The organism is Salipaludibacillus sp. HK11, from assembly GCF_047795645.1.
Taxonomy (GTDB): domain Bacteria; phylum Bacillota; class Bacilli; order Bacillales; family Salisediminibacteriaceae; genus Salipaludibacillus.
In genome coordinates this window covers 262116-276321 of the sequence record NZ_CP181045.1, presented here as the reverse complement: position 1 = coordinate 276321, position 14206 = coordinate 262116, and the positions used below count along the sequence as shown (strand labels likewise).

Sequence of the window (14206 nt, the reverse complement as noted above, 5' to 3'; positions counted from 1 at the left end):
CTCCTCTATGGTGCCTCGTATGTGTCGTACATGTGATCCTTGAGCTTTATCCTCGCCAAGTTCAAATCATCTCCAGAACGAAAACTCAGCCTTAATACACCCATAATATCTTCTCTAGCTTCAATAATGCGGATATTTGTAATACTAATATTTGAATCAGCTAAAATAGCTGTCACGTCTGAAATAACCCCTGGATGGTCTGGAATATCAACAAACAAATCGTAAAAGGGCATTAATGCTCCCTTTTCTTTCGAAGGTAATTGATCTCTCACATCTTTTGCATCGGAAAAAAATGAATATATTTTCTGGCCATCTTGTTCTACAAGCATTTTTTCGATATCAGTCATCATATTTTTCCAATCAGATAGCATCGGCAACAATAAATCGCGGTTATGAAGCAAAATATCTCGCCACATAGCTGGAGAAGCGGAAGCAATTCTTGTTACATCGCGAAAACCTCCTGCTGCAAGTTGTGAAACAAGTGGTTCATCCTCACTAACCTTTGCAACTTGGTGCACGAGAGCTGATGCAATAATATGAGGTAAGTGACTAATGAGCCCAGAAAAACGGTCGTGCGTTTCAGGATCTAATTCAATAAATTTCGCTCTTGTCGCTTTTAAAATGTTCTGTAACTGAATCATTTTTGATTTTGGCACTTCTTCGGTTGGTGTTAATATGTAAAAGGCATTTTCAAATAATCTTTCCCGAGAAGCTTCCACTCCTGTTTTATGAGACCCGGCCATTGGGTGACCACCAATAAAATAAACACCCTTTTCACAGAGTTGTCTTCCCTTTTCTACAACCGTCTGCTTCGTACTACCCACATCAGTAATAAGACAACCTTTTTTCAACGGCAGCCCTTCTAATTGAGTTAATATATGAATCGAACTTTCAACCGGTGCTGAGAGAATTATTATATCAGCGTTTGGAGCCTCTTTAGCTATCTCATCAACGCTGTCATCGATAATTTGCAAACTGCTTGCAAGCCTAGTCGCTTTAGAATCAATGTCATACCCTATAATTGTCGTATCAGGGTATCCTTTTTTTATAGCTAAGGCTAGGGACCCACCGATTAATCCCAAGCCAATAATCATTATTCGTTTACTCACAGTGATCCTCCTAAACGAGCCACTTGGTCAATTCAGCAATGATTTTATCATTTTGTTCCGGTGTTCCTATCGTAATACGGACAGATGTAGGGAACCCAAGCGCTTCTCCATTTCTTGTAATAAACCCTTTAGCCAATAGATAATTAAAAATATCACTGCCAGGTTTCTGTAAATCCATTAAAATAAAGTTTGCTTGTGATGGATAATATTTAAATCCATTTTCTTCACAAAAAATTTCATATTTTTTCATTTCTTGTTTGTTTTTTTCATAACATGATTGGACAAACTCTTGATCACCCAATGCTGTTAACGCCGCTTTCTGTGCAATGGTATTCGTATTAAAAGGCCCTCTACCAGGATCAATTTCTCTAATTAATTGTTCGCTTGCAATTCCGTATCCTACACGTAAAGAAGCAAGTCCATATGCCTTAGAAAATGTTCGTAAAATGACTAAGTTCGGATACTCATCTAAAAGCGACAACGTATTTGGGTAATCTTCCGCAGTCACATATTCATAGTAAGCTTCGTCACTAATGACTAAAACATCCTTTGGCACCTTACGAATGAAAGACATAAAAGCTTCATCATTCACATACGTACCTGAAGGATTGTTTGGATTACAAACAAACACCATTTTTGTATTTTCATCAATTTCGTCTAGCATCGCATCCAAATTGTGAACACCGTCGTTTAGAGGAACCTCCCTAATTTCAGTTCCCTCAATCACTGCATTATGAGCGTACTGAGAAAAAGTAGGGTGCGCCGTTACAATATTATGTTCTGCCGTTAAGAACGAGCGACACAAAATCAAAATCACTTCATCAGAACCATTGCCAAAAATCAGTTGTTCCTCCTTGACACCGAGATGCTCTGCTGTTTTCACACGAAGTTCTTTTGCATATCCATCTGGATAAACGGCAATATTTTGAAACTCCTCGATAATCGCTTTTTCTACTTTCGGAGAACTCCCATATGGATTCTCATTTGATGCTAATTTAATAACTTCATCTAACCCTAATTCTCTTTTCACTTCTTCAATTGGTTTTCCTGGTATATATGGTTCAAGACCAACCATCGATTGTTTAACGTTCACCGACATCTCCTCCACCTGCAAATCAGTATTATTCTCTATACTATTACGAAATCAGCTCTTGTACAAACTCTTTTATTTCTTGAAGTGCAACATTTTTATTTTTTTCGTCTGTCAATGAAGCTTCTCTTTCAGCAATAAATCTTACGAGTGCACTGCCGACAATGACACCATCAGCAATCGTTTGGAAGTGACGAACCTGATCTCGGGTTGAGATCCCGAAACCGGCTAAGACTGGAACTGTTGCTGTCTTTTTTAATTCCTTAATAGACTCTGACACTTGTTCAGAAAAACTTTGTCTTGTTCCCGTTACACCTAGAGACGTCACGTAATAAAGAAAACCATCACCAAATCGGCTGATTTTCTCCATCCGAGTGCTTGAACTTGGTGCAACCAATGAAATTAATGATATGTTTGCTTCATGACATAATTCACGAAGTTCTTCGCTTTCTTCAAATGGTAAATCAGGAATTAAAATACCATCAATATCTGCAAGCTTCATTTCTTCAACAATTTCTTTATAACCCACGGAGAGAACTGGATTAACATATGTGAATAAAATTACTGGTACAGTCAACCCCTGCTTACGTGCTTGTTTCATTCCTTCTAGCGCTTTTCTTATACTACCACCAGCCTTACGAGCACGATCACCTGCTTCTTGAATGACCGGACCATCCGCAAGTGGATCGCTAAACGGAACGCCCCATTCAATCGCATCTACTCCGGCGTCCTGGAGGGTTAACGCTACATCAATCGATGCCTCATAAGACGGATCACAACTCATCATATATGGAACAAATTTATCTTGTTTAGATTTAAACGCGTCTTGTTTTAGTCGGTTCATTGCTCTTTCCCCTCCATTACTTGCTGAATCGTATGCACATCTTTATCTCCCCTGCCTGAAAGACATACAAGGATCACATCGTCTTTCGACATTTTTCCAGCTTTGTCTCGAACGTAAGCAAGCGCATGCGCCGATTCTATCGCTGGAAGAATCCCCTCTAACTTACACAAGTCTTCCAAAGCTTCCATTGCTTCAGCATCCGTGACCGCATAATAATCAACCCGCTTAATGTCTCGTAAATGAGAATGTTCCGGACCTATTCCTGGATAATCTAAGCCTGCAGAGATTGAATACGGCTCAATAATATTGCCATCTTTATCTTGTAAAAGATAGGATAATGAACCATGTAGGACACCTTTACGTCCTTTAGAAAGCGTTGCAGCATGATCAGCCGTATCTGTCCCCATTCCAGCAGCTTCAATCCCCGTTAATTTCACGTCTTCGTCAATATAAGTATAGAACATCCCCATAGCGTTACTGCCGCCACCAACACAAGCGACAACCTCATCTGGATGACGCCCGATACGATCGATCATTTGTTTCTTACTTTCCTCGCCAATGATACTTTGAAAATCCCTCACCATCATTGGATACGGGTGCGGTCCGACGACACTTCCTATCATATAAAAAGTATCATTGACATTAGCAACCCAATGGCGAATCGCTTCATTTGTCGCATCTTTCAATGTTTTTCCTCCAGAGTGGACTTCGATGACTTCTGCACCAAGAAGACGCATACGAAACACATTTAATTCTTGGCGTTGAATGTCTTCCATTCCCATGAAGACTTTGCAGGACATTCCAAATCTTGCTGCAACTGTCGCAGCAGCAACACCGTGTTGCCCCGCTCCTGTTTCAGCAATAATTTGCGATTTCCCCATCTTTTTTGCTAATAATCCTTGTGCGAGAGCATTGTTAATTTTATGTGCTCCTGTATGATTTAAATCTTCTCTCTTCAAATAAATACGAGCGCCGCCATAAGATTCAGACAAACGGTGTGCATAAGTTAGTGCTGTCGGTCTTCCAGAATATTCTTTCAATTCTTTCTGTAGTTCTTCAACAAACTGCTCATCTTCCTTAATTGACTTATACGCATCTTCCAATTCTTCTAAGGCATACATCAATGTTTCCGGAACATACTTGCCGCCAAACGGACCAAATCTACCTAAATGATCTGGTGCATTATATGTCTGATTAACTGCTTTTGTCATAATGCTCATCTTCCTCTCATCTTTTTTGCTATCCGATTCAATTCCTGAAGAAATGTCGATCCCTATAGGCTTATATCCCAGCAACGTTCCAATGTTATCTACGTTAACGCCTCCCGCAATCAAACACGGAACACCTTGCAATGTCGCTTCTTTTGAGTAACCAGGAATCGCAGCCCAATCGAATTGTACACCTGTCCCTCCCCAAGCTTCTGGAGTCTTCGTGTCAATCACATAGCCGTCAGCCACACCTTTGAAATGAGTCATCTCTTTCAATGCTTGTTCGTGATGATGAATCGTTTTATACACGAGAGCTCCTGTTACTTGCTTTACAGACACTAATTGCTCCGTAGTCTCAGAACCATGAAACTGAACAACATCCAGTCCTGCTTTAATTGTCTTCTCGACAATTTCGTCAACGGACTCGTTAACAAAAACTCCAACAAGTTTTTGATGCGACCCTGCGGGGATTTCTTCTTGCCATATGGCCACATCCTCAGCTGCTACTTCACGTTTACTTTTTGCAAAAATAAAACCAATCATATCCACACTAGAAGAAACAGCCTTTTGGTAATCTTCTTTTGATCTCATCCCACAAAACTTTAACAAGGCTTGTTTCATTTAGAGTCCCCCGCATAAAATAGCGAATTCAAAAACGTTTGCTTGTCTTCACTCTTCATAAACCCTTCTCCAACTAACAGACCATCCACTTTCGATCCCCTTAAAAAATCTACGTCTTTTTTCGAGTGGATGCCACTCTCAGAGATCAACTGAACTCCTTTAGGCATAAGCGGAGATAAGCGTTCTGTTGTAGTTAGGTCAGTTTCAAAGGTTGCCAAATTGCGATTATTGACACCGATCATCGACGGTGTCACGTGGGTAAGAACCTTTTCTAACTCCTTTTCGTTATGAACTTCCACTAAAACATCGAGTCCAAGTTCCGTTGCTTGCTGGTGCAATTCAGCTAAATGGCTACCTTCAAGAATAGCTGCAATTAAAAGAATCGCATCCGCACCAATTCGCTCTGAATAGGTGACTTGTTTTTCATGAATAATAAAATCTTTACGAAGGATTGGAATGTTTACTTCCTTTTTAATTTCCGTTAAATAGCCGGGATCTCCTTGGAAGAATTCTATATCTGTCAAAACAGAAATTCCGGATACCTCAAGCTTTTCGTAAGCACGAGCAATCTCTACTGGTTGGAAATTCTCCAACAATACCCCTTTAGAGGGACTCGCTTTTTTCACTTCAGCAATAATACCGAGTGGGTGATCAGTAGAAGCTATAGATTTTGATAATGATTGCTTCGGTTTATCTAATTGACGTTCCGTTGGTAAAACTAATGACGTTAATTCTTCTTTTTTCTTTGCAACAATCGTATCTAATATAGTCATTGATTATCTGATGCCCCTTTCTCACTTTGTAACGCTTCAAGATGCGAGATTACTCGAGGCCCTAACGCTTTTTTACTTTCATGAATACCTTCAGCAATCGACGATACTCTTCCATCCACATACAATCCTGCACCTGCATTTAAGATTACTAAGTCAATTGCTGCTTCTGGTGCGTGTTTCCGAAAGACATCTTGAATCAATGCCGCACTTTCTTTTGGCGTATTTACAATTGCGCCCTCAAGTGAATGTTGCGCAAGGCCTGCATCTTCTGGAGAGAAAGAATACTCATGAATTTGGCCATCTCGAATTTCAATAATGGTCGTCCTTCCTTGCACGGTAATTTCATCTAAACCGTCGTCTCCACAAACAAACAAGGCACGTTCAATATTCAATCTTAATGAAGCTTCAGCCATTTTCTTGGCCGCTCTTTTATCATAGACCCCGATGATCCGCTTCGATGCACCTGCTGGATTCGTCAACGGACCTAAAAGATTAAAGATTGTTTTCACTGCTAACTCTTTTCTAACCGGTGCCACGTGCTTCATCGCTGCGTGGTAGGTAGGTGCAAAGAAAAATGATAGATGATGCTTCTTTAGCATATATTCCGCTTCTTGCTGATTTTTTTGAAAAGGAATTCCGAGTTCTTCCAACACATCCGCACTTCCAGTTTTAGAAGAAACACTTCGATTCCCATGTTTTGCTACTTTGACTCCCATCGAACTCAGTAAGATCGCGACAGCAGTTGAAATATTAAAAGTACTCGCTCCATCTCCGCCAGTTCCGCAAGTATCCATAACAGGAAATGGTAACGTCACACGGACACTTTTTTGTTGCATCCCTTTAGCAAATCCAACAATTTCATCAACTGTCTCTCCGCGGTGCTGAAGAATTGCTAATATCGCTGCCATTTCTTCGTTCGATCGTTCCCCTTGCATCATCTCCATTACAAGAGTCTCTGCTTCGTTTTCCGTTAACGTCTGTTTTGCGATAATTTTATCTAGCGCTCGGCTCATCTCTTTGTGACCTCCTCTTGGTTATACCTCATCTCAGCTAATTTGATCGCATAAATCAATGCTTTCGCTTTACTTCTAGTTTCTTCATATTCACTTTCTGGTACAGAATCTTGCACAATACCTGCACCTGCTTGCACATATGCGACACCTTTTTTCAAGACAATCGTTCGAATCGCTATACAAGAATCAATTGCTTCATTAAAACCGCAATAAGCAATTGCTCCGGCGTAAACACCTCTCCTCATCTGTTCAAGTTGTTGAATGATTTCAACAGCACGAACTTTCGGTGCTCCTGATACAGTCCCTGCTGGATGAGTGGAAAACAATGCTTCAAAAGGGTGTGCCTTCTGTTTTAATTTCCCATTCACAACCGTCGTTAAATGCATCACATGTGAAAAATACGAGACATGCATCATATCTTTGACTGTAACGGAACCATATTCACTTACCCTACCAATGTCATTTCTAGCTAAATCAACTAACATTAAATGCTCCGCACGCTCTTTCTCATCCGCGAGAAGGTCATCTGCCAAGGCCTGATCTTCTTCTTTCGTTTGGCCTCTTTTTCTCGTTCCTGCAATCGGGTGGATTTCCAATGTTTTATTTTCATCAACTTTGACAAGCCGCTCTGGTGAACTTCCAATAATTTCTTGTCCCTGACAGCGAATATAATACAGATATGGTGAAGGATTAATTTTCCTTAACACACGGTACAACGACAATCCATCAGATTTAATGGGGAGTTCAAACCTTTGTGACAATACCGCTTGGAAAATATCACCAGCTGCGATATATTCTTTTATTTTCTCCACATCAGCCATGTAAGACTTTTTCGTATAATTTGACTTCACATTTGCAAAGAAGTCTTCTTCTAACGCATCACCTAAAGGCGTCATCGTCACAGGAGACACAACATCCTGTTCAATTGTATGAAGAATTTCTTGAATTCGCTTTTCACCTTCTTTATAGGCATCCTTCGGAAGATTTAAGCCTTTATCTTGCAAATGAACAACCGTCAACTCCTCTTTTCCATGGTGGTAAGCAAGAATTGTTTCACAAAACATAAAGAATACGTCATGCTCATTACTTCCACCATCCTTTGCTGAGGCTAATCTTGGTTCATAGTAGTGGTATGCTTCAAAACCTAAGTAACCAACAGCCCCTCCTGGGAAGGGAAGGTCCGGTGTTTTCGGCGAAACATTGATATAGCTTAATGCTTGTTCCCAAGCCTGTTGAAATTGATTTGCTTTTAAAATTGTTTTTCCATTACTATTATTGAATACAAACTCTCCTTGATGATCTTCAATATAGTATCTTGGATTCAACCCAATAAAGGAATAGTTTGACCAAGGAGATAAAGGGTCTTTACTCTCAAGTAAAAATGAGGCTTGCTCATTGAACAAATGGAATAATTGAATAGGGGTTTTCGTATCTGCAAATACTTTTGCAGACATAGGAATCGTATCATATGTTTTCGCTTCAGCTTCAAATTGAGCTAATGTCATTGTTAACATGTCAATCACCTCTCTGTTGATGAAGAGAACTGAAGAATGAGGAGGGGAGGGAAGAAAACAGAAAATTTTGCTACTAGTTATTACTAGGAAATAAACGATTCCATATGTAGCTAGTGGTATATTATAGAGCGTTTAACTATCGTTTAAAGTCATCACTCTTTCTTGTAACTCTATAGATAGTGGTACAATCGGTTATCTACTTTTATACCTAAGAAACGAAAGTAGCCACAATCAGCCGAAAGAAAATAATTACTCCGTTTTCTCTTAACTAACAAATTATTTTTTGTTAGTAGAACCGAAAAACGCCTGTCACAGGACAGACGTATCCTCTATAAAGATACACTCTTCTCTGCTCTTCTCTCCTCAACTAAACCTCTGCTCTTCTCATCTTTAGTAAACTTTCATTACTCAGCTATTTTAACTCTGCTATTTTAAACTTATTTTACATGCTAACGTGTTTCATGTTCCTTTGTCAAGGATAAATCAGGTCTAAGAGACACTGCATCATTTAAAAAGATATGATGAATTTCCCCTGAGTTCTTTGATGTATTAACAGTCACCATTAGTCGAATACATTTAGGGAGCCCTTTTGGAACTGGAATTTCTTGTGCGCACATCACCGGCACAAACTGAAACCCATCAAGATCCCTTATCGCTTTAGCAGGAAATGTCGCATTTAAATCATTCGTCATTGTAATGATAATCTGCGAAATATCATCGGGGTGCAGATGATTTTTTTGTTGTATTTCCCTCATCACTTCGATCGTTGCCTGAAGAATAGCTTTTTCATCATTTTCAGTAACGGTCGTTGCTCCTCTTACTCCCCTAATCATATGTTCGTCCCCACCTTTTCGAGTAATCTTCGTATAGTTTCATCTTCAACAGCTACTAATTTAGGCTTTCCAATCTCTTCTAGTAAAACGAAACGGATTTTTTTACTAGCCGCTTTTTTATCTAACTTCATACGCTTTAACAACTGTTCACGGGAAAAATCATTTGGAACAGTTAAATCATAGCCCAAGTTTTTCAAGTGATTCTCAGTTTTTTCATAATCAAATGTACAATTAAAATGTTGTTCACTTAGCTTTAAAGCAAAGATCATTCCAATCATTACCGCTTCACCATGAGTAATTTTTCCATACCCTGCCTCCGCTTCAATACTATGTGCTAACGTATGGCCAAAATTAAGAAATGCTCGAATTCCCTGCTCTCGCTCATCCGCTTGCACAATCGTTACCTTCACTTGAATTGACCGCTTTAACATTTCATTAATTGTTTTTGTCGAAATGTCAGAAAAAGACGTAACATTGTCTTCTAACCAATCGAGAAAAGTAGGCTCAGCAATAAATCCATGCTTAATTACTTCTGCGAATCCCGAACGCCACTCTTTTTCGGGTAACGTTTTTAACATCTCCGAATCGTATATCACTGCTGATGGTGGATGAAAAGCACCAATCAGATTTTTCCCTAAAGGATGATTAATACCTGTTTTTCCACCTACGCTACTATCATGCGCTAACAGCGTGGAAGGCATTTGGATAAAGCGTATACCTCGCATATACGTTGCAGCTACAAATCCCGCCAAATCACCTGTCACTCCCCCGCCAAGGGCTATGACAGCCGCTTGACGATCCATACCTGCTTCAAGGGCACTGGTAAGGAGCCTTTCATACTGCTCAATCGATTTGGATGCTTCGCCAGCAGGGATGTACGTAACAAAAGGTTTCTCGTCTGCAGGAAAAGAAGCCATCACATCATCCAAGTAAATTTCTGCAACAGATTCATCAGCAATAATCATAAATGAACTTACAGATTTCTTTAATGTCTGACTTATTGCTTCATATGCGCTGTAACGAAGTCCATCACCAATATAAACTGGGTAACTGTGTGACTCACTCTCAATCATTAATTGAGGTTCCATGATTAAAACGTCCTCGCTTCTTCAAGGTATGCTTCATAGTGCTTCCTAATATCGTCCATTGTGTCTGAACCGAATTTATCTAAGAAAGCGTCAGCTAACTCCCAAGCTACTGCTGCTTCACAAACAACTGCTGCTGCTGGGACAGCACAACTATCTGAACGTTCAATACTAGCTGTGAATGGCTCTTTCGATTCAATATCAACACTTTGAAGTGGTTTATACAATGTTGGGATTGGCTTCATTGCTCCATGAACAACTACAGGCATCCCATTCGTCATTCCGCCTTCAAATCCGCCTAAGCGATTCGATTTTCTATAGAATCCTCGTTCCTCACTATGGGCAATTTCATCATGAACTTTACTTCCCATCATCCGAGCTGCTTCAAACCCGAGGCCAATCTCAACACCTTTAAAAGCATTGATACTCAACACTGATTGAGCAATTTTCCCGTCTAGCTTACGATCATAATGAACAAAGCTACCGAGTCCTACAGGAACGTTTTCAGCAATAACTTCAACAATACCACCGATCGAGTCGCCATTTTGCTTGGCGTCGTCAATCGCAGTTTTCATTCTTTCAGATGCGCCTTCATCTGCACAACGTACTTCAGAATTTTCCGTTACTTCTTTAAGCGTTTCGACTGACTCAAACGGTTTTTGTTCACTTACAACATCACCAATTTCAAGAACATGCCCGCAAAGCTTTATATCAAACTGTTTAAGCAATGTTTGCGCCACCGCTCCTACAGCGACTCTAACCGTAGTCTCCCGTGCCGATGATCGCTCTAATACATTCCGCATATCACGATGCCGATATTTGATTGCACCATTTAAATCGGCATGACCAGGTCTTGGACGCGTAAGCTTTCTCTTAACCTCTTGCTCTTCATCTTCTGAGAGAGGTTCTGGGCCCATTATTTTAGTCCAGTGAGTCCAATCTTTATTTTCAACATTTAAAGTTATTGGCGCACCTGTTGTTCTACCATGACGCACACCGCTTGTAATTCTTACTTGGTCTTTTTCGATCTGCATTCTGCGACCGCGACCATACCCTTTTTGTCTTCTAGCTAAATGCTCGTTTATATCTTCTGCCGTTAAGGGAAGTTGGCTAGGAACTCCTTCTATAATAGCTGTTAATTCTGGACCGTGAGATTCTCCTGCTGTCAAAAATCGCATTCTATATCTACCTCAACTTTCTTTATCGCTTTTATGTGTTAAAAAGTCATTAGTTCTATTGTTGATGATTTCAGCTAATTTTTCAAGAGAAATAGACTAAATTTTCTATTTTTCTTGCTATCTTTTCTGTTTTTTACGATTATACACTGATCATACAGATATTGAAAATAAGATCTTCTAGTTGATTTAGTCGGTCCCATCCTATTCTAACTCAAACTAATTTTGAACACGAAAGCCAAAAGATAATCTTTCGGATTTATCTTTTGGCTTTATAATATGGTTTCGTGACTTATTTCAGTTTTCCATCTAATCAACGTTTATTGGACGCAGATTTTCAGCATTAACAAAATTATCAAAGCTTTTTATAAAAGAATGTATCCTCAACCTCTAATCCAAATCGTTGTGGGTTAAATATTTGCTCAGTACTGCCAACAAAAAGGACTCCACCAGGTTTAAGTGCATCACTAAATTTCTGATATAATTCATTTTTCGCCTCTTCTGTAAAATATATCATCACATTCCGACAAACAATAAGATCATACCCATGATCGAATTTTTCTGATAATAAATTATGGCGTCTAAAATTGATCATTTTCTTCAAATTGTCTTGCACGCGATAGCCAACCTGTTCGTCAGTAAAATAATTCTTTAGCATCGTTTCATTTACTTCTTTTAAAGATCGTTCCGGGTAAAAACCCTTTATCGCTCGATCCAAAATTGATTGATCTAAATCTGTTGCTAATAAATCAATTTGGTTTGGCTTTAAGTATTTGAGAAACAACATCAATAGTGAATACGGTTCTTCCCCTGTCGAGCATGCAGCACTCCACATTTTAATTTTCGATTGATGTGATAGTAACCTTACGAGAATTTTATTCTCTAGAACTTCCCATCTTTGCGGATTACGAAAAAATTCAGAAACATTAATAGTCATTCTCTGAAGAAATTCCTCAAAAAGTTCCTGATCTTTTGATAAAACTTGATAGTACTCATCAAAAGTAGAGAATCCTCTTTTTTCTCTCAAAGACGTTAAACGCCTTTTCATTTGTGCTTCTTTATACAATGATAAGTCAATTCCCGTTTTTCTTTTTATCTGATCTATAAATTTTAGATAATCATCCATTGTCAAAACCCTCTCATCTCCTAGACTCCATAAATTAAACCTATCTATATTTTTATCATATTTTTGTTCTCTCGACTATAAGTTTCTTTTTCTATTTTTAAACAGTCGTGTTGATTATTAAAAATAAATCCGCTTACCACACAAGATTTGACTGCTTCCGGATTTCTCTTCAAAAATTTTGACTACAAATACAAAAAGCTGCCTCAGAAGGCAGCTTTTTGATTAAATCCATTTTAAATTATCTTTTTCATATGAGACAATTTCACTGTCATCAAAAAATAAAGCTATTTCTCGTTTGGCACTTTCCACAGAATCAGAACCATGAATCAGGTTTTTCGAAGTTTGTAAACCAAAGTCACCCCGAATTGTTCCGAGGTCTGCCTCTTTAGGATTTGTTTTGCCAATCATTCTTCTCGATTCAGCTATTATTTCGTCGCCTTCCCAAACCATCGCAAATACAGGTCCAGATGTGATAAATGAGACAAGTTTCTGAAAGAAGGGACGGTCTTTATGTTCACTATAATGCTTTTCCGCCAACTCTTTCGTTATATGTAATACTTTAGATCCGACCAATGTATACCCTTTCAATTCAAACCGCGAAATGACTTCACCAATTAAATTTCGTTGTACTCCATCAGGTTTTACCATCATAAATGTACGTTCCATATTCGATTCCCCCAACAATATAAATGTATAACAAACCTTTTTGATTATAGCAAAAATTATAACAATTAACAAACTAGCTAATGTCAAAAATACTTTTTAATATCTAGAGTTTTTACTTAAATATTGTACAGAATCCCTCTTGCATATTTCACGCGAGAGGGATTTTATTAGTATCAAAACTTTCGTTCGCCAATATACTCGGCAATTTGAATTAGAGCTTTTTTTGCTTGAATGTCAGGCAATGGTTCAAGAGAGTTTAACGCTTTTTTTAAATATTGGTCGGCAATCTGCTGTGAATAATCAATCGCCCCAGTTTGTTTAATACGGTAAATAATATCAGACATGTCCATTGGTTCTCCGCTTTCATCTTTTAGCAAAGAAATAATTTCTCGCTTTAATTGCGGATCCTGATTCATTGCGTAAAGAGCAGGTAATGTCACATTTCCTTGAGCCAAATCACTTCCAGCTGGTTTCCCAAGGTCCTTTTCTGTTCCAACAAAATCCAAAATATCATCGGTAATTTGAAACGCCATTCCAACATTGTAGCCATAAAGCTCTAATTGCTTTTGATTTTTCAATGATACTCCAGCAACTAACGCTCCCAACTGACAGCTAGCAGAGATCAATAATGCTGTTTTCCTTTTAATTCTCCTCAAGTAAATACGTAGGTCTTGATACCAATTATATTGGTCGCGAATTTGTTCAACTTCTCCAATAACCATTTCCACCATAGCGTCAGAAAGAATTCGGTGAAGTTGAGGAGTTTCACTATACGTAGCGAATTCAACAGCTTTCGCAAAAATATAATCGCCTGTATACATCGCTACACGATTATCCCACTTTGACTTTATCGTCTTTTTCCCACGTCGGAGTTCCGCGTCATCAATGACGTCATCGTGAACGAGAGAACCCATATGTATTAACTCCAACGGAACAGCTACATGTTTGATTTTTTCCAAATCATAATCGCCGAATTGAGCCGATAATAATACAAAGACTGGCCGAATTCTTTTTCCACCAGCCTTTAATAAGTGGGAAGTAGCTTCTTGCAATACAGGATGGTCTGCATCAATGTTATTCTCAATTTCTTTTTCAATTTTCATAATATCAGAACGTAAATGCCAGTAAATATCAGTTAGTTTCATACTA

The 14206-nt window shown here is 38.8% G+C and carries 13 protein-coding genes and 1 pseudogene; all 14 read right to left on the bottom strand.

The features are described 5' to 3' along the window. Nucleotides 1–5 precede the first annotated feature (5 nt). A complete protein-coding gene (locus tag ACM26V_RS01630; protein ID WP_416149723.1) occupies nucleotides 6–1109 on the bottom strand; it encodes a prephenate dehydrogenase in 1104 nt (367 codons plus the stop codon). Nucleotides 1110–1119: 10 nt separating this feature from the next. Beyond that, on the bottom strand, nucleotides 1120–2202 hold the full coding sequence (hisC, locus tag ACM26V_RS01625) for a histidinol-phosphate transaminase (RefSeq protein ID WP_416149722.1): 1083 nt from the start codon (nucleotides 2200–2202) through the stop codon (nucleotides 1120–1122). Nucleotides 2203–2245: 43 nt separating this feature from the next. Next, nucleotides 2246–3043, bottom strand: coding sequence for a tryptophan synthase subunit alpha (gene trpA, locus ACM26V_RS01620; protein WP_416149721.1), 798 nt, complete (start codon nucleotides 3041–3043; stop codon nucleotides 2246–2248). Next, nucleotides 3040–4254 (bottom strand): tryptophan synthase subunit beta, encoded by a 1215-nt coding sequence (gene trpB / locus ACM26V_RS01615; RefSeq protein WP_416151765.1) that lies wholly within the window; start codon nucleotides 4252–4254, stop codon nucleotides 3040–3042. Before trpB ends, trpA begins: the two co-directional genes overlap by 4 nt. Before the next feature lie 36 nt (nucleotides 4255–4290). Next, nucleotides 4291–4842: pseudogene (locus tag ACM26V_RS01610) on the bottom strand (phosphoribosylanthranilate isomerase); the annotation flags it as partial. Between the two features lie 26 nt (nucleotides 4843–4868). Further along, nucleotides 4869–5645 (bottom strand): indole-3-glycerol phosphate synthase TrpC, encoded by a 777-nt coding sequence (trpC, locus tag ACM26V_RS01605; RefSeq protein ID WP_416149720.1) that lies wholly within the window; start codon nucleotides 5643–5645, stop codon nucleotides 4869–4871. Beyond that, a complete protein-coding gene (trpD, locus tag ACM26V_RS01600; protein ID WP_416149719.1) occupies nucleotides 5642–6658 on the bottom strand; it encodes an anthranilate phosphoribosyltransferase in 1017 nt (338 codons plus the stop codon). Before trpD ends, trpC begins: the two co-directional genes overlap by 4 nt. Further along, nucleotides 6655–8172, bottom strand: a complete 1518-nt coding sequence (gene trpE, locus ACM26V_RS01595; RefSeq protein WP_416149718.1) for an anthranilate synthase component I — start codon at nucleotides 8170–8172, stop codon at nucleotides 6655–6657. The genes trpD and trpE overlap by 4 nt, the downstream gene beginning before the upstream one ends. Nucleotides 8173–8621: 449 nt before the next feature. Further along, nucleotides 8622–9005 carry a chorismate mutase gene (aroH, locus tag ACM26V_RS01590; RefSeq protein ID WP_416149717.1) on the bottom strand — a complete coding sequence of 128 codons (384 nt, stop codon included), beginning with the start codon at nucleotides 9003–9005 and terminating at the stop codon, nucleotides 8622–8624. Continuing rightward, the gene (aroB, locus tag ACM26V_RS01585; protein WP_416149716.1) at nucleotides 9002–10093 is read right to left on the bottom strand and encodes a 3-dehydroquinate synthase; all 1092 of its coding nucleotides are present in this window, start codon (nucleotides 10091–10093) and stop codon (nucleotides 9002–9004) included. The genes aroH and aroB overlap by 4 nt, the downstream gene beginning before the upstream one ends. Nucleotides 10094–10095: 2 nt before the next feature. Beyond that, nucleotides 10096–11268 (bottom strand): chorismate synthase, encoded by a 1173-nt coding sequence (aroC, locus tag ACM26V_RS01580; protein ID WP_416149715.1) that lies wholly within the window; start codon nucleotides 11266–11268, stop codon nucleotides 10096–10098. Between the two features lie 352 nt (nucleotides 11269–11620). Then, nucleotides 11621–12391, bottom strand: a complete 771-nt coding sequence (locus ACM26V_RS01575; RefSeq protein WP_416149714.1) for a CheR family methyltransferase — start codon at nucleotides 12389–12391, stop codon at nucleotides 11621–11623. Between the two features lie 222 nt (nucleotides 12392–12613). Further along, nucleotides 12614–13057 (bottom strand): nucleoside-diphosphate kinase, encoded by a 444-nt coding sequence (gene ndk, locus ACM26V_RS01570; RefSeq protein ID WP_416149713.1) that lies wholly within the window; start codon nucleotides 13055–13057, stop codon nucleotides 12614–12616. 173 nt (nucleotides 13058–13230) lie between these two features. Continuing rightward, nucleotides 13231–14202 carry a heptaprenyl diphosphate synthase component II gene (gene hepT / locus ACM26V_RS01565; protein WP_416149712.1) on the bottom strand — a complete coding sequence of 324 codons (972 nt, stop codon included), beginning with the start codon at nucleotides 14200–14202 and terminating at the stop codon, nucleotides 13231–13233. Between the last annotated feature and the right edge of the window lie 4 nt (nucleotides 14203–14206).

What these genes read in the sequence shown, in the direction of transcription:
- trpD (WP_416149719.1), bottom strand. Translation starts at nt 6,658, where the DNA reads ATGAGCCGAGCGCTAGATAAAATTATCGCAAAACAGACGTTAACGGAA.
- hepT (WP_416149712.1), bottom strand. Translation starts at nt 14,202, where the DNA reads ATGAAACTAACTGATATTTACTGGCATTTACGTTCTGATATTATGAAA.
- trpB (WP_416151765.1), bottom strand. Translation starts at nt 4,254, where the DNA reads ATGACAAAAGCAGTTAATCAGACATATAATGCACCAGATCATTTAGGT.
- trpE (WP_416149718.1), bottom strand. Translation starts at nt 8,172, where the DNA reads ATGTTAACAATGACATTAGCTCAATTTGAAGCTGAAGCGAAAACATAT.
- ACM26V_RS01575 (WP_416149714.1), bottom strand. Translation starts at nt 12,391, where the DNA reads ATGGATGATTATCTAAAATTTATAGATCAGATAAAAAGAAAAACGGGA.
- trpA (WP_416149721.1), bottom strand. Translation starts at nt 3,043, where the DNA reads ATGAACCGACTAAAACAAGACGCGTTTAAATCTAAACAAGATAAATTT.
- aroC (WP_416149715.1), bottom strand. Translation starts at nt 11,268, where the DNA reads ATGCGATTTTTGACAGCAGGAGAATCTCACGGTCCAGAATTAACAGCT.
- trpC (WP_416149720.1), bottom strand. Translation starts at nt 5,645, where the DNA reads ATGACTATATTAGATACGATTGTTGCAAAGAAAAAAGAAGAATTAACG.
- aroH (WP_416149717.1), bottom strand. Translation starts at nt 9,005, where the DNA reads ATGATTAGGGGAGTAAGAGGAGCAACGACCGTTACTGAAAATGATGAA.
- ndk (WP_416149713.1), bottom strand. Translation starts at nt 13,057, where the DNA reads ATGGAACGTACATTTATGATGGTAAAACCTGATGGAGTACAACGAAAT.
- aroB (WP_416149716.1), bottom strand. Translation starts at nt 10,093, where the DNA reads ATGGAACCTCAATTAATGATTGAGAGTGAGTCACACAGTTACCCAGTT.